The sequence below is a fragment of the Sporosarcina ureae genome, assembly GCF_002101375.1.
GTDB lineage: Bacteria > Bacillota > Bacilli > Bacillales_A > Planococcaceae > Sporosarcina > Sporosarcina ureae_B.
The window spans coordinates 1,008,356-1,022,710 of the sequence record NZ_CP015207.1; the positions used below are offsets into that span (position 1 = coordinate 1,008,356).

Genomic DNA, 14,355 nt, shown 5'->3' on the forward strand with positions numbered 1-14,355 from the left:
CTATGCAGTGTAGTGGGTAGAGCTATTCCTTAAACATATGCTTCTTATGCCATTTCAAATACGGCTTGTTCTTCTCCGTTCGGTTCACTCTCATCTTGCTATGCAATCCATACTTCTCATAATCCCCTTCAGGAATGCTAGATGAAATATGAATCGTACCTGTTCCGTCAAACGCAATGAAGCCGTTATGATAGAGCGCATCATGATTGCGACAGAGAAGGACGCCGTTGTTCGGATCGATGCGTTCGTTATTGGTGCAATCTTTCCATGGTTTAGCGTAGCTAGCTTGCAATAATTCCGGTAGCCCGATATCGCATAGAGCGCACTGATCATTCCATAGCTGCATGAGCTCGTTGCGGAAACGCTGATGGCCCATTCGCACTTTCGTTTTCGTTTCCGATTCGGATTCAGCAAGTACCGGAATGAGGAAATCATGCTCCGTCTTCTGAACGGTCCCCATGACGAACTCCAGTTGTTCCTCATCGATTTCATAAATATTTAAATCTGCAATCAACTCAACTAATTTAATAGTCAGTTCTTCATTGCATGGGAAGAGATAGCCTTGATTTCCATTGCCGTTCTCTTGAAACGCAGAATACTTAATCGGCAATAATGGTAGAAGTTCATCTAAACAATCCACAATCGTTAACGGTTGATCGAGTTCGTGATACTCCACTTCCACTAAGTACCCATTGGCGTCTTCACTGGCTGCCAAGGGAATCGCAGACGGCTTTCGCTCCTCGCGGTAACTGGACTTCGCTACACTTATGGCGACTATATCCCCTTTTACATAATGAAAAATACGGTCTCCTTCACGCACTTCTTTCATCCGTTCCCAAAAATGATGAACATTGCCTATACTGTCTTGCTGCAATGACCAAAGCACACCTAACTCTTTCTCTTCATCGTATGTCCGTCCTTGCATAACGATATAACTTTGCATCGTGCTTCACTCCTTTGCGAACTGATGTATTTCTTCTCTCTTGATTATAACGAAACTGACTACCTTTCAACAGCCGATTGATTAATCGCATGGCGTTACCTTTCTATTCAGTTAAAACAATGACTAGTGAAATACAAAATTCTCAGACATTTACGCTAGATAAAACTTTTTACTTAGTTCATTCTTTAATAAGGTCTCCCACTCCTTACGAATATGAGGGACTACTACATTGTAATGCGGTTATTTTATCTGCTTCAGCGTTACGAAATGTCCATTCATTTGAATCACAACAGCTCTTCATGCAACTAAGCCCCCTCTATATGCAGGTCACTGTAAAAGCTATTGTTCGATTTCCATGACCGTGATACGATTCAGCCATGAAGACTAACTGGGGGTGACGACCATACGGCTGAAAATTGAAGAATCCACTAAATTTCAGGAGATTGAAATCACCATTAAATGTCCTGAATTGGATGAACGCTTATCCCGGCTTATCCAGCAGATCAATCAAATGATGTATAGCTTTACAGTTACACAAGATGACGCTGTGTATTCGATACAATCCAGTGATGTTCTATATATCGAGACAGTGGACAATGCCTCTTTTTTATACACACAAGAAGACGTCTATGAAAGCGAACTAAAGCTTTATGAATTTGAGAATCAATTGAAAAATACACGATTTCTACGAGTCAGCAAACATATGATAGTCAATACATCCAAAATAGAAAGTGTGCGTGCGTTATTGAATGGGCGATTTGAAGCCACCTTAGAAAACGGTGAAATGATCATCGTGAATCGACACTACGCAAAAATATTCCGAAAGCATTTCCTAGGATGAGGTGATCCAGTTGAAAAATCTTTTACTCTATATAAGCGGGGCTTGCTTCGCATTTACATTCAGCACGATCGTCTACTCTTTATTCCGGTTACTTGGGATCTTCCCTCCACTGACAGAAAAGATGACTCTTTCCATACTAGTCATTTCTATCATCATTACGATTCTTATTTTTCTTTCACATCAATTACCAATAGAGAATCCGATATGGGTGTATGTGCTAGAAGCTAGCTGTGTCGTGACTGTGATGATCGTAGCCGGTGCATTTTTCGACTTATATCCTTTCGGGTTGTATAACCTAGTGATGGCTGTACTAGTGGGGCTTATTGCGTATGGTTCTGTTATTGTACTGATTTACTTGAACAATAAAGCAGACGAGTTAAAAATAAATCACACGATCTTGCAGAGGAGGAATCGGGATGCAAACGATCATTGAAGTGGAAAATGTCAGTAAATCTTTCGGTCATGTGAAAGCAGTTGACGAGTTGAATTTCTACGTGACAAAAGGAAGTCTATTCTCATTTCTTGGAACGAACGGTGCCGGAAAATCTACCGTGATTTCTATTATTTTAACTGTGCTCCAACCGGACAGCGGCTCCGTAACGGTCAACGGATATACGGTTGGTAAAGAAGATGAATTCATTCGAAAAGAGATCGGAGTCGTCTTCCAAGAAAGCTTGTTAGATCCACTATTGTCTGTACAAGAGAACTTGGCAATTCGTGCACAATTATATGGAATGGCGAAGCATGAAATACTGTCTGCCATACAGCGATGCGCTGAAATTGTAGATATTCATTCCATCTTAAAGCAACGATACGGCAAATTATCTGGCGGCCAGAAGCGAAGAGTCGATATCGCACGTGCCCTTCTCCATCAACCCAAAATTTTGTTGCTCGATGAACCGACAACAGGACTCGATCCTCAAAGTCGTCAGCAAATCTGGAAAATGATCGGACACTTACAAAAAGAGCATGGTATGACCGTTTTTCTGACGACACATTATATAGAAGAAGCCGCGAATTCGGATTTTGTTATAGTCATAAAAGAAGGACGGATTATCGCCAAAGGCACTCCGATTGATTTAAAACAGCAATACTCTGCTGATCGCTTATTCATTACGACAACCGATCACACTGCACTGTGCACGCAATTTCTACATGATCATGTGCTGTTTCAAGAAGAAACTGGCGGATACACAATCGATTTACCGAATACGATAGCAGCTATTCCTATGTTACATACATACCAATCGCTTATTACGTCTTTTGAAGTACGAAAATCTAGTTTGGATGATGTCTTTATCCGTATTCATGATCGAGAGGGTGTGTAGACGATGCTAGTTTTCGCTAAAAGGAATGTACTGCTCTATTTTCGGGATAAGTCTGCAGTGTTTTTCTCATTGCTAGCTGTGTTCATCTTGATTGCACTCTATGTATTCTTTCTTGGTGATCTGATCGCGGATGGAGTGCCAGACTTTCCAGCAAAGCATTGGCTGTTGCTGTCTTGGATTATTGCGGGGATCGTCACGGTTACGAGTGTGACGACCACATTAGGCGCATTCAGTGTGATGGTAAACGACCAAGCAACCAATGCCTATAAAGATTTCCGTGTCACACCAATTAAACAATCCGTATTACTCGGTGGCTATATAATTAGCTCACTCTCCATAGGATTTCTGATGTGCAGTATGACTCTTCTTGTAGCAAACGCTATGCTTTTCGCCACTGGGGAGCCGGTACTTTCATTCATACAAATCATTCAATCGGTAGGCGTCATATTTCTAGCCGTTTTGACTGCTGGTTCCATGATCTCTCTACTCGTTATTTTCTTTAAAACCTCCCCTGCATTCGCTGCGGCAAGCACAGTAATTGGTACATTAGTCGGTTTTCTTACAGGTATCTACATTCCAATCGGCACTTTACCTGCCTACTTACAAAGTTTGATACACATCTTCCCCATCTCACATATCGCTGCTTTGCTTCGCCAAATTCTCATGGACGCTCCTATGGCCGAAGCATTCGCTCAAGCACCCGTTGAAGTGAAAGAAAGCTTTCAGTTGAATATGGGCGTGTTCTTCAAAGTAAATGGATGGCAAATCTCTCCATTCGTCAGTGTCGTGTATCTCTTACTAATCACCATCATTTTCTTTATACTTTCAGTGAGTGTGATGAAATATAGTAGAAGATAAGTATTAAACCATTAAACGGTATCCACTCCATAAACAATTCAGAATGTTTATGCTATGATACGCATAACCAATATCACTCTAGTAAAAGAGGTGAATGAATGGATTTCATTGCTTGGACGATTATTGCTTGTGAAATAGGCTTTTGGGTCGTTATTCTTGCGGGCCTCATTACACGATATGTATGTAATAAAAAACGGCTCGGTTTGTTTTTTCTAGCGTTAACACCAGTCATCGATTTACTATTGTTAGTCGTCACGGCTTCCGATCTTTATAATGGCGCTGTGGCTACACAAGTTCATGCCATTGCGGCGATTTATCTCGGCGTATCAATCGCATTCGGAAAAAGTATGATTCGCTGGGCGGATGAACGCTTTCTTTACTACGTCAAGAAGCAAGGCACAAAACCAGCGAAGAAAACAGGATATGCACATGCACGCCATTCCGTGAAAGGTGCGTTGCAACATGTACTAGCGTTTATCATCGGTGGCGGGTTTTTGGTTGCAATGATTTACCTAATTGGAGATGCCAACAAAACGGAAGCACTCTCTCAAATGTTGAAGCTTTGGGCGCTCATCGTAGGCCTTGATATGGTGATCTCACTCTCCTACTTCATTTGGCCAAGGGCTGAAAAAGTTCAGCGGTATAGGTAACGTGCTGTTTTTATGGAGATATGGGTTTGGTACATGGAAAGAAACTATTAAATGCGTGGCAAATGGGGACACGATTCGTGTATGAATCGGTGTCCTCTATTTTTATTGTTGTATCAAAATTATAGATGCATATCGATAGTAAATGGTCTTAATTTGCTTACTAATTGATGAATGGAATGGTTTCCTAGAATACATTTTTATGAAAATTAAAAACTTCGAAGTAGAAAAGGAATTTTATGCTAAAATGGATTATAAGAGGTTGGTTTATTAAGCAAGCGGCCAGATTACTTCAATAAAAGTTTATCTTGGATTTCGGAAGGGGTAATAAAATATGATAGTAATAAGCGATAAAGACATAAAAGGCGAAGATTATCGTTCTCTAATTGAATTAGCCTTGAAAAAATGTGATACATTTGCATTTGTCAAGAGAAGAGATATGATGGCAGATGAAGAATTGGCAATGAAATACCATTATAAATTAGTTAGAAATATTCAAGAGGCATTTATTGAAAGGAAAGAACAATCAGAATGGGAAGTAACTAAACTTTTAGAAGCAACAGCGTATGTATTTTATTATGAGTTAAATGAACAAACAAAGCATTTTTTACAAACGAAAAGTAATTCATTATTTGATTGGATTTCACCTTTACCAGAAGATTTAATGTTTTTTAGTGGAGATGATGTTTGGCTTGCAGTTTGTTCTCATGAACACTTTTTTGTTATTAGCGAGGAATTTAATGACTTTGATGACGTAATTAAATCTATAAAAAATGCTTAAATGATTCTCATGATAACTTATTGAACTAACGGGCGCATTACATGGAGATCATTGAGCTGTTAAGACAGCTCTTATTCTAATTCAATTAAAGGGACAGAATAGTAGTTAAAAAAGATTAGAACGTTGTCTGTGGATAAATATATGTAGTAAAATAGGAGTTTTATGGCGAACCATATATTTATTGCAAAAAAAGTGGATTAATATTCAAATAAATGAGTTATTGAGGTTTAGAAGATGAAAAATAATAGAAAAAAACGAAACGGCTTTTTTAAAGATATCCTAATTGAGCTTAGGGATTCCATCTTATTTGAAGTGGCTTGGAACGTCTTGATGTTTATGCCAAGAATGATAATTCGTTTAATAAAGAACATTTGGTAAAGTAGTTAATCGAAAGAATTTAGAAGAGTGCTGCATAATCCTCATCTGTAAAATCTAAGTCTTTCCCCTGACGTTCAAGTAAAAGCCTCAGAATTCATAAATTCAAAGACCCCAATATGTATTATAGAACCAAAATAAAAGCCTACACCCCAATCTCTATTTTGTAAGTAGAGGCTGGAGGTTAGGCTTTTTACAATCAGTATTGTATGTAGAACTTTTTAGTGCTTACGCTTAACTTCGATTCTATAGCCATCAGGGTCAGTAACAAAGAAGTAAGAAGGTGTTCCACCTGCAAGTCCTTTCAAGTCACCTGTTTCATAAGAAGAAGCTTTACAAATTTCATGCATTTTTTCTAAATCATCTACTGTTACGCCTAAATGACTGAAACCATTTCCTATAACATATGGTTCTGCATCATAATTATACGTAAGTTCTATTTGTACGGAAGAACCTGGTGAATTTAGGTAGATCAAATCAAATTTATGCTCAGGGAATTCTCTGCGACTGGCTACTTCAAAATCAAAAAGCTCCGTATAAAAATCTAAAGTAGCATCAATATCCCTAACGCGTAAACAAATTTCAACGAGTACTTGGTTCATCACTATCATCCTCCATCATTTTATTGACCTTATCTTATCATAGATACTATATCAGTTCACTTTATGCGATTGCATAAAGTTAGTTATCCTAGAAGTTATCACGCGCGTTACGTAATTCGATAAAGTCTTCCAATGTTTCCGCTTGCAGAAAGAGGTTAATTTCCTTCTCCCTGCCGATTGTTGTCGGAAGCGTTGGCTGTCCTTTCGCACGCAATTCCCGAACTTCTTCCAATGAGTTGGAGATTTTTTTATGATCGGGATGCATTTCGTATGCAAAACGTAAATTAGTTTCGGTATACTCGTGACCCGGATAAACTTGTATATCATCATCCAAGCGCTTAAATTTCTGCAAAGTTTCATATTGAGATTCGTAATCGCCGGTAAAAACCCGACCACATCCTGCTGAAAACAAGGCATCCCCGCAAAAGAGATGATTTCCCATTAAAAAACTGATATGGCCATGCGTATGACCTCCTGATTCGTAGACTTGGAAAGTTTGGCTCAACAAGTTAAAGGAGTCCCCTTCCTTTACAACACTATTCACCAAGTCTTTCGTTTCTTTCGGTCCATAAACAAGACTTTCCGGATGACTCGCTAGAATCTCCCGTACCCCGCCAGTATGATCTTCATGCATATGAGTTAAAAGAATGGCCGCCAAACGAAGCTGCTTTTCTTCCAGGTAATCAAGGACACCTTTCGCTTCTCCTGGATCCACCACCACTACCTCTGTTTCTTCTTGAATGCACCATATATAATTATCAGAAAAGGCGTTGATTGGATGAATAATCACTTTATGATTCCTCCCCTTGTTATATAGTTAATTTGCGGTTTGGAGACGCTTTTCCCCTTCCACCGACAAGTTTTAATTTATCCTGCTATCATAACACAGAGATTATTATTACACATGAAGGATACCACCTCCTCTGTCTGTAATTCAATCAGTTATGACGAAAAACCTTTTTTCTCTTCGAAGTCTTATTTATATAATTGTTTTCGTATTAAAGTCATACTTATTAGAGGGAGGTGAAATGATGAATTTGAAAAAAGGTTGGAGCAAATTTATATGGATAGTTTCAGGGATATTGTTAGTACTACTATTGGGGACTGTCTTTTTATTCATGGAACTTAGAGCATCATTGATACCAGATGAAAAAGAAATGGAAAAGGCAACTGAACAAGCAGAACAATACCTCCAAACAAAATATCCAGAAATGAAATACGAAATTTCAGATGTCTCTTATAATAGTGAACAGAAATCCGGAAATTACGATTATGCTGCAATGGTTATTGATACAGAGACACAAAAATCGTTTATGGTTTATGAAAACAGAAAAACTGGAAAAATGGAAGATGATATATCAATTCAGGAAGAAGAAGAATTCCTTAAACAAGTAAAACCTAAAATTGATAGTTATATAAATCAAAAATTCGGTGAAGCAAAAGGGATATCTCTTACGGCATCTTATGAGGTAGGAGGTATACCTTCGCTTAATATTGGGCTAAATAACAATAAAGAAGAAGTAAGCGAAGAAATGTTTTTATCTTTTATTAATTATCTGCAGAATGAATTGAAAATCGAACATGCACATGTATCGATTATGTATGACAATGAAAATGAATTATGGAATAAAAGCTATTAATAACTTGTTAAAGCCACATTTTATAATCAGATAAATGTAACTTTTACTCATTTTCCCTCTAATTTTAGTGTAGCTAACAAACAAAGCATTGAAATACCCAATGCTTTTTTAAACCAATCATATATAGAGAATAGGAGAAATATTACTAGCTATTCATTCTGAAATAAAGATTGTACCGCTAAAGGGTCACTATGCTGAATAAAGTGTTGTAACTAAACTATAAAAGAACAGTCTACTACGATAGGAGGGGAAGTTAATGAAAAAATCACTTACTTTATTCGTCGCATGGAGTTTCCTAATAGCTGGTTGCGGGCAAGAACAAGCAAATGACACGGAAGATCAGGATAGTACTTCGAAACAACAAGAAGGCATTATTGTTGATATAAGAGAGACTCAAGATGGGCGGAGCCAAATACTAGTTGTACCAAATATCAGTGTAGAAGATATATCTAATAAGAAAGAAGATGAGTTACTAAACCTTGCTCAAGAAAAAGAGGGAGCATATTACGGTTTTGAAACTAGTAAGTACAAAGAATTAGAAGTGGGAGCCCACGTAATTGTTTATTGGAACGGAGCTCAATTAGATTCTGATCCCCCTCAACGTGGAATAGAAAAGATAGATGTAGTTCCAAAATAACTGACTAATATATGGCGGTTTCTCGGCATCATATAGTCCCAACTTTCCTCCGTAATCGGGGGCGTTTACAGAATAATGTTTGAAGTATTCACATAGTTGATCGAAGCGGTTGCCGGCTCTGGGGGGATCAGAGGGACAGGTGAAACACCCCGGCGAAGCGGACGGGTGTGGTTAACCGCCCTCCCATAAGACACGCGTCCGGCTGTAGCGCAGATCAACGAGTTCCAACCGCAATCGCATCCCTTTCAATGTCAAGACACTAATTTTATAAATGTAGTATGAATAGAGGTGAAGTATATGAAATTTCCGAGAAAACTTCTTATCGCTATACTTTCCGCAATCGTATTTTCTTTATCCTTAGCTTTTAACGAATACACCCCCTTAGCGAAACAACAAGCCGACGTTGGGTACTTTCCTTATGACGCATTATTCGTACTCTATTTTCTTTATTCAATACCCATATATATAATTGCTGGGATACCGTATTCGTATTATGTAGATATATATTTTGACAAGTTCACGTTTCGGAATGAAGTTCAAAAATATAGCATGTACTTCCTTATCTATATAGTAGGTGGATTAGTCATTGTAGGGATACTATTACTCACTTCATTATTGATAGATGGAGACATTTCAGGTTTGCTGCTATCTAATATATTCATACTGGGTGTTTTTGCCTCTTTACTATTTTTCCACATTTCATTGCTTTTTAATAAAGTATTAAAAAAACTAGCGAGATAAAAAGAGAGCCTAAACAAACGGCTCTCTTCCCATAATCTACTTCAATTATTCTTCTGATAGTACTGCCGTTGCAACTCTCGCACTTGCTCCGCATACCCTTCTACCGGCCCCACTACTTCGATAGCAGGCACCATTTCTTGAATTGGATAACTCTTTACAGGAGCAGGCGTAGTGACACCCATTTCTTTCTTCCACTGCATTAACTGTTTCGATGAACTCGCATAGACAATTCGTCCCAAACCGACTAAACCATGCGCTGTCGCACACATCGGGCAATGTTCACCTGACGTAAATACTGTCGCTTTCGCTCTGTCTTCTGCGTCCATATGATCTGCCGCCCATCGCGCTAAAGCAAATTCCGGATGCTGCGTCGGGTCGCCACCACTTGTACGATTATGGTCTTCAGCTAACACTTCACCACTTGCCGAAACCAACACCGAACCAAATGGCTGATCTCCTTTACGTAGTGCCATTTCTGCTAATTCGACAGATCGTTGTACATGCTTTAATTCGCTTTCTTGTAACATGAATGAATCCCTCCTTATTCTTCACTTCCCTTTATAGCACTTCTTTTAACATACTTACATCGTTATGTTTACCATTCTTTCATCTACTAGGTATCAATCATCATATTCCTACTTATGTAGTTTACATAGAAAGTAGACGGGTACAAAATAAACACAACGCAAAAAGGATGTGATGGTATGAAAGCAGTAACATTTCAAGGAAAGAAGTCGATGGTCACTAAAGAAGTGAAAGCTCCGAGTATCCAAGAAACTAGTGATGTAATCGTACGCATTACGACAAGTGGTATTTGTGGATCGGATTTGCATCTGTATCATGGCGGGATTGTGCCCGAGCAAGATTATGTAGTGGGTCATGAACCGATGGGAATTGTCGAAGAAGTAGGTTCTGAAGTGAAAACCGTAAAGAAAGGCGACCGGGTCGTCATTCCGTTTAATATAGGGTGCGGTGAATGTTTCTTTTGCCAACATGAAATGGAAAGTCAATGTGATGAATCCAATCCACATGGAGAAGTTGGAGGACTATTCGGATTTGCTGAGCCAAATGGAAACTTCCCAGGTGGCCAAGCCGAATATTTACGTGTTCCATATGCGGACTTCACGTCATTTAAAGTTCCAGAAAATAGCGAGCTAGATGACGAGCATCTCGCTTTACTATCTGATGTCATTCCTACAGCCTATTGGAGTGTCCTTCATAGCGGCTTGAAAAAGGGCGATACAGCCATTATTTTAGGTTCCGGTCCAATTGGATTAATGGCACAAAAATTTGCATGGATGCAAGGTGCCAAACGAGTCATTTCGGTAGACCATGTCGATTATCGCTTGAAGCATGCGGAAAAGACTAATAAAGTAGAAACCTATAATTTTAAAGAACATGACGATATTGGCAAATTATTGCATGAAGAAACGAAAGGCGGCGCAGACGTCGTCATTGATGGTGTAGGTATGGATGGAACAGTGCAACCAGGTGAAACATTTGGGTCCAGTGGAGATAACCAATTCGGAACGATCAGCCCGATTATCACCGCCTCACAAGTCGTACGGAAGTTCGGTACGGTGCAATTAACGGGTGTTTATGCGACGGATGCGAACAATTTCCCACTTGGCGATTTCTTCACACGCAACGTTTCCTTAAAAATGGGACAAGCACCCGTTATTCACTTAATGCCTGAGCTATATAAAAAAATCGAAGCAAAAGAATTCGATCCGACAGATATTATTACCCACAAAGTAAAATTGGAAGACGCTGCAGATGCATATGCCATTTTTGATAAGAAAGAAGACGGTTGTATCAAAGTACTTATCCAACCGTAAACTATAAAAACGCGATGGTTGGTTCATCGCGTTTTTAAGTATAAATAATAGGCTATTCACTAACAGCTTTATATATATTTGATTGAAGATCCCCACTCACCTACCTTTCTTCAAAGCCCCATATTCTTCGCGATAATCACTTTCATAATTTCATTAGTACCAACATAAATCGAATTGACCGCTACATCCCGATATCTTCGTCCTGAAGCGACTTGGCTGCAATATCTTCCATCGTAGTGGCATGATATCCCTTTTCCGCAATAACACTCATTGCAGATTCTTGGATCTCTTCCTTTTTCTTTTCTACTTTCTTCTCTTTATTACAGGTGCCAGGTCCCTAAACAATTCTGAATTGTGCCTAAGTTGTGTGTGGACCTGGTACCTAAACATGGTAAGATATCTATAGATAGTGAAGGAAACAGGGGATTAAAAGGGGGGATATGAATGCAAGGATACATTGCTGTAACAACAATCACCATATTCATCATACTGGTGATTATTCGGTCAATCCAGTTAAAGAAATTCGGTATTAAAGTATTTAAATTCGGCAAAATGGACAAAAAAGATTTCATCATACCGCCCTTTGCTTTGCTTTTATTATATGTAATTATTTCAAACGTCTTCCATTTCCCAAGGCTAGGAACAGAGCTATTTTACTATGAAGTGGTCAGTTGGATTGGTGTGGTTTTATGCTTCGGTGGGCTCTTGTTATTCGTTTACAGTTTACTTTCATTTGGCAAAAGCTTTAGAGTTGGCATAGATGAAGAGAATCCAGGTTCTTTGATTACTACTGGCGCTTTTTCCATCAGTCGAAATCCAATATTTACTGCTTTTGGGATGGTCTTATTGGGTGAGTTCCTCATTTATCCGAATTGGATTGTATTAGTATATTTGATCTTAGGTTTTTGGTTATTTAATCGACAAGTTCTACTCGAAGAACAATCTTTAGTAAAAATTTACGGCGAGGCGTATACACAATATTGCCAACATGTTCGTCGATACATATAACTGGTACCACGAAAAGGAGCGTGTAAAATGAATAAATTTCAAAAACGCACTGTTTATATTTCAATTGTCGCACTTGCTTTCTTCTTAGCATTGTCTTTACTGACAAAGAATTGGGGGTTCTTTTTATGGAGTTTAATACCTATTTTTATAGTATTGATGACTACGTTTTCCACAAAGTTCAATAAAAGAAATGATGGAAAATAAATAATTTGGTATCCATTAATAAAGCACCAGATCCTCAAACAATTTAGCATTGTCAAGAATCTAGCGCCTATCAAAAATCTGCAGCGAAGCTAGTTTTAAGTACTTGGTCGTGACACAATCCTGAATGATTCAAGAATTGTGTGTTTACCGTGTACTCAAATTCTCTCTTACTTAAAATTCGTATAAAACTCTTCTGGCACTACTTGTAAATCAATTCCCCAAAGCAGAGGTAATAGGAAGTAGGCAGCCAATACAATCAGTATGAGTACAAACACATTAATGATGAATCCGACTCGTACCATTTCTCCTAAACGGAGCTTATTCGTTCCGAAAATGATAGCGTTAGGAGGTGTGCCGACCGGTAACATGAAAGCACAGTTTGCAGCCATAGCAGCTGGTACCATCAAAGCATATGGATGTATATGCATAGATAGTGCAAGTGCTGCCAATACAGGAAGAATCATTGTTGCTGTTGCCGTATTAGATGTAAACTCCGTCAATGCCAGCACCAGTAAAGAGGAAGCAGTAATAATAGTGATTATATGGAACCCATCCAAAGCTGTCAGTTGTGATCCAATCCATTCAGAAAGTCCCGTTTCTCGAAAACCTGCTGCAATGGCAAGTCCTCCTCCAAATAATAGCAATACTCCCCATGGAATTTCTTTTGAATCTTCCCATGCTAGAATTCGTTTGCCGATTTTCTTGGAAGTGGGTATAGCAAACAGCAATGCCGCTGCTACTACCGCAATCATGCCGTCTTTTAAACCTGGAAGAATGTTAATCCAAAGAAATTCACGTGTGATCCACATAAACGCTGCAAAAGCGAAGACTGCACTCACCGCTTTTTCTTCAAACGATGTCTTCCCTAATGCCTTTCGTTCTTCGGTAATTACTTCTTTTCCACCGGGAAGACCTTTGATATTCATCTTAAATGCAAAGCGCCCAAGATAAATCCAAGTAGAAAACAAAAGTACTATGACAATCGGTACTGCGACGAGCATCCAGCCCGCAAAGGAAATCTCAACATCGAATAATTCCTTAACTTGTGCCGCTAGAATAATATTGGGCGGTGTACCTATAAGCGTCCCGAGCCCGCCAATCGTTCCCGCATAACCAATTCCGAAAATAAGTGCCTTTTCAAACTTCGGCAATTCCTTTTCTTCCGGAGTGCCTTTTAACGCAGCAGCTACCTGGGCTGTAATCGCCAATCCCATAGGAATCATCATCATAACCGCTGCTGTATTCGAAACCCACATAGATAGGAATGCTGTAGCTATCATGAAACCGAGCAAGATTCTTTGGGTCCCTGTACCAATGAAAGCGATAATGGCCAATGCCAGCCGTTTATGCAAGTTCCATTTCTCCATTGCTGTAGCAATGAAAAAACCACCTAAAAACAAGTAAATAATGTCATTGCCGTAGGAAGACGTTACCACATCGGCTTCCATAGCACCTGTCACTGGTAATAGAAAAATGGGAAGCAGCGATGTGACCGGGATTGGAATCGCTTCCGTAACCCACCATGTCGCTACCCACAGTGTCACAGCCAGTACTGATTTAGCTTCTGGATTCATCCCTTCAGGAGATAAAAAGAACATCATAATGATAAATAAAAGCGGACCCAGAATGAGACCTACCAATTGGACGGTAGAATAGGACGAACTTTTACCTGAGTTCTGATTAGGGGGTTGGGGTGAAATCTGTTCCCTTTCTGCAGCTTCATGATGATTTGCTGCCGTTAGATTTTTCTTATACGAAAAGAAATTTAGTAAATCTTTTGCCTGGTCATGTGAACGCCATAATTTCTGCCAGGTAGTTGATGCGACTTCCTTCATTGTCATCCCTCCGAAAACGCTTTCTTATTAGTTCAACTATAAGAGGGACTATTCAGAAATTATATATTATGTAATCA

Annotated in this window: 16 protein-coding genes and 1 pseudogene; 10 read left to right on the forward strand and 7 right to left on the reverse strand. The window is 39.1% G+C overall.

Annotated elements, in window-relative coordinates; genetic code table 11:
• Nucleotides 1–22: 22 nt before the first annotated feature.
• A complete protein-coding gene (locus SporoP8_RS04985) occupies nucleotides 23–943 on the reverse strand; it encodes an HNH endonuclease (protein ID WP_085131497.1) in 921 nt (306 codons plus the stop codon).
• A 394-nt stretch (nucleotides 944–1,337) separates the two neighbouring features.
• Between SporoP8_RS04985 and SporoP8_RS04990 the strand changes: the two genes are divergently transcribed.
• The 6 genes from SporoP8_RS04990 (at nucleotide 1,338) to SporoP8_RS05015 (ending at nucleotide 5,398) form a co-directional block, all read left to right on the forward strand.
• A complete protein-coding gene (locus tag SporoP8_RS04990) occupies nucleotides 1,338–1,784 on the forward strand; it encodes a LytTR family DNA-binding domain-containing protein (RefSeq protein ID WP_085131498.1) in 447 nt (148 codons plus the stop codon).
• A 10-nt stretch (nucleotides 1,785–1,794) separates the two neighbouring features.
• Complete coding sequence (locus SporoP8_RS04995; RefSeq protein WP_085131499.1) at nucleotides 1,795–2,217, forward strand: DUF3021 family protein; 423 nt, start codon at nucleotides 1,795–1,797, stop codon at nucleotides 2,215–2,217.
• A complete protein-coding gene (locus SporoP8_RS05000; protein ID WP_085131500.1) occupies nucleotides 2,201–3,112 on the forward strand; it encodes an ABC transporter ATP-binding protein in 912 nt (303 codons plus the stop codon). The genes SporoP8_RS04995 and SporoP8_RS05000 overlap by 17 nt, the downstream gene beginning before the upstream one ends.
• Nucleotides 3,113–3,115: 3 nt before the next feature.
• A complete protein-coding gene (locus SporoP8_RS05005) occupies nucleotides 3,116–3,970 on the forward strand; it encodes an ABC transporter permease (RefSeq protein WP_085131501.1) in 855 nt (284 codons plus the stop codon).
• A 98-nt stretch (nucleotides 3,971–4,068) separates the two neighbouring features.
• A complete protein-coding gene (locus tag SporoP8_RS05010; RefSeq protein WP_085131502.1) occupies nucleotides 4,069–4,620 on the forward strand; it encodes a hypothetical protein in 552 nt (183 codons plus the stop codon).
• 331 nt (nucleotides 4,621–4,951) lie between these two features.
• Entirely contained in the window at nucleotides 4,952–5,398 is a 447-nt protein-coding gene (locus SporoP8_RS05015) for a hypothetical protein (RefSeq protein WP_085131503.1), read from the forward strand.
• Nucleotides 5,399–5,994: 596 nt separating this feature from the next.
• Here SporoP8_RS05015 and SporoP8_RS05020 read toward each other — a convergent pair.
• Together SporoP8_RS05020 and gloB are read right to left on the reverse strand one after the other, a co-directional pair.
• The gene (locus SporoP8_RS05020; protein WP_085131504.1) at nucleotides 5,995–6,375 is read right to left on the reverse strand and encodes a lactoylglutathione lyase; all 381 of its coding nucleotides are present in this window, start codon (nucleotides 6,373–6,375) and stop codon (nucleotides 5,995–5,997) included.
• A gap of 88 nt (nucleotides 6,376–6,463) precedes the next feature.
• Entirely contained in the window at nucleotides 6,464–7,165 is a 702-nt protein-coding gene (gloB, locus tag SporoP8_RS05025) for a hydroxyacylglutathione hydrolase (protein WP_085131505.1), read from the reverse strand.
• A gap of 238 nt (nucleotides 7,166–7,403) precedes the next feature.
• Between gloB and SporoP8_RS05030 the strand changes: the two genes are divergently transcribed.
• Both SporoP8_RS05030 and SporoP8_RS05035 read left to right on the forward strand, forming a co-directional pair.
• A complete protein-coding gene (locus SporoP8_RS05030) occupies nucleotides 7,404–8,015 on the forward strand; it encodes a YfjL-like protein (RefSeq protein WP_157111222.1) in 612 nt (203 codons plus the stop codon).
• A 256-nt stretch (nucleotides 8,016–8,271) separates the two neighbouring features.
• Complete coding sequence (locus SporoP8_RS05035) at nucleotides 8,272–8,652, forward strand: DUF3221 domain-containing protein (RefSeq protein ID WP_085131507.1); 381 nt, start codon at nucleotides 8,272–8,274, stop codon at nucleotides 8,650–8,652.
• Nucleotides 8,653–9,434: 782 nt separating this feature from the next.
• Here the strand turns inward: SporoP8_RS05035 and SporoP8_RS05045 are convergent.
• Nucleotides 9,435–9,920 (reverse strand): nucleoside deaminase, encoded by a 486-nt coding sequence (locus SporoP8_RS05045; protein ID WP_085131509.1) that lies wholly within the window; start codon nucleotides 9,918–9,920, stop codon nucleotides 9,435–9,437.
• Nucleotides 9,921–10,097: 177 nt separating this feature from the next.
• Between SporoP8_RS05045 and SporoP8_RS05050 the strand changes: the two genes are divergently transcribed.
• Entirely contained in the window at nucleotides 10,098–11,231 is a 1,134-nt protein-coding gene (locus tag SporoP8_RS05050; RefSeq protein ID WP_085131510.1) for an alcohol dehydrogenase catalytic domain-containing protein, read from the forward strand.
• 110 nt (nucleotides 11,232–11,341) lie between these two features.
• Here the strand turns inward: SporoP8_RS05050 and SporoP8_RS16830 are convergent.
• Nucleotides 11,342–11,434 (reverse strand): annotated as a pseudogene (locus tag SporoP8_RS16830) (acyl-CoA dehydrogenase family protein); the annotation flags it as partial.
• Complete coding sequence (locus SporoP8_RS16960) at nucleotides 11,413–11,502, reverse strand: TetR family transcriptional regulator (protein ID WP_085131511.1); 90 nt, start codon at nucleotides 11,500–11,502, stop codon at nucleotides 11,413–11,415. The pseudogene SporoP8_RS16830 and the gene SporoP8_RS16960, both read right to left, overlap by 22 nt.
• Before the next feature lie 173 nt (nucleotides 11,503–11,675).
• On the opposite strand from SporoP8_RS16960, the gene SporoP8_RS05060 reads away from it, so the two are divergent.
• Nucleotides 11,676–12,239, forward strand: a complete 564-nt coding sequence (locus tag SporoP8_RS05060; protein ID WP_085131512.1) for a methyltransferase family protein — start codon at nucleotides 11,676–11,678, stop codon at nucleotides 12,237–12,239.
• A gap of 371 nt (nucleotides 12,240–12,610) precedes the next feature.
• Here SporoP8_RS05060 and SporoP8_RS05065 read toward each other — a convergent pair whose 3' ends face one another.
• Nucleotides 12,611–14,278: an SLC13 family permease gene (locus tag SporoP8_RS05065; RefSeq protein ID WP_085131513.1), complete on the reverse strand. Its 1,668-nt coding sequence runs from the start codon at nucleotides 14,276–14,278 to the stop codon at nucleotides 12,611–12,613.
• Nucleotides 14,279–14,355: the final 77 nt, after the last annotated feature.

Excerpts from the sequence above, each read along its gene's own strand:
- SporoP8_RS04985 (WP_085131497.1), bottom strand. The coding sequence starts at position 943 with ATGCAAAGTTATATCGTTATGCAAGGACGGACATACGATGAAGAGAAA.
- SporoP8_RS05000 (WP_085131500.1), top strand. The coding sequence starts at position 2,201 with ATGCAAACGATCATTGAAGTGGAAAATGTCAGTAAATCTTTCGGTCAT.
- SporoP8_RS05005 (WP_085131501.1), top strand. The coding sequence starts at position 3,116 with ATGCTAGTTTTCGCTAAAAGGAATGTACTGCTCTATTTTCGGGATAAG.
- SporoP8_RS05010 (WP_085131502.1), top strand. The coding sequence starts at position 4,069 with ATGGATTTCATTGCTTGGACGATTATTGCTTGTGAAATAGGCTTTTGG.
- SporoP8_RS05015 (WP_085131503.1), top strand. The coding sequence starts at position 4,952 with ATGATAGTAATAAGCGATAAAGACATAAAAGGCGAAGATTATCGTTCT.
- SporoP8_RS05020 (WP_085131504.1), bottom strand. The coding sequence starts at position 6,375 with ATGAACCAAGTACTCGTTGAAATTTGTTTACGCGTTAGGGATATTGAT.
- SporoP8_RS05030 (WP_157111222.1), top strand. The coding sequence starts at position 7,404 with ATGATGAATTTGAAAAAAGGTTGGAGCAAATTTATATGGATAGTTTCA.
- SporoP8_RS05035 (WP_085131507.1), top strand. The coding sequence starts at position 8,272 with ATGAAAAAATCACTTACTTTATTCGTCGCATGGAGTTTCCTAATAGCT.
- SporoP8_RS05045 (WP_085131509.1), bottom strand. The coding sequence starts at position 9,920 with ATGTTACAAGAAAGCGAATTAAAGCATGTACAACGATCTGTCGAATTA.
- SporoP8_RS05050 (WP_085131510.1), top strand. The coding sequence starts at position 10,098 with ATGAAAGCAGTAACATTTCAAGGAAAGAAGTCGATGGTCACTAAAGAA.
- SporoP8_RS16960 (WP_085131511.1), bottom strand. The coding sequence starts at position 11,502 with ATGAGTGTTATTGCGGAAAAGGGATATCATGCCACTACGATGGAAGAT.
- SporoP8_RS05060 (WP_085131512.1), top strand. The coding sequence starts at position 11,676 with ATGCAAGGATACATTGCTGTAACAACAATCACCATATTCATCATACTG.
- SporoP8_RS05065 (WP_085131513.1), bottom strand. The coding sequence starts at position 14,278 with ATGAAGGAAGTCGCATCAACTACCTGGCAGAAATTATGGCGTTCACAT.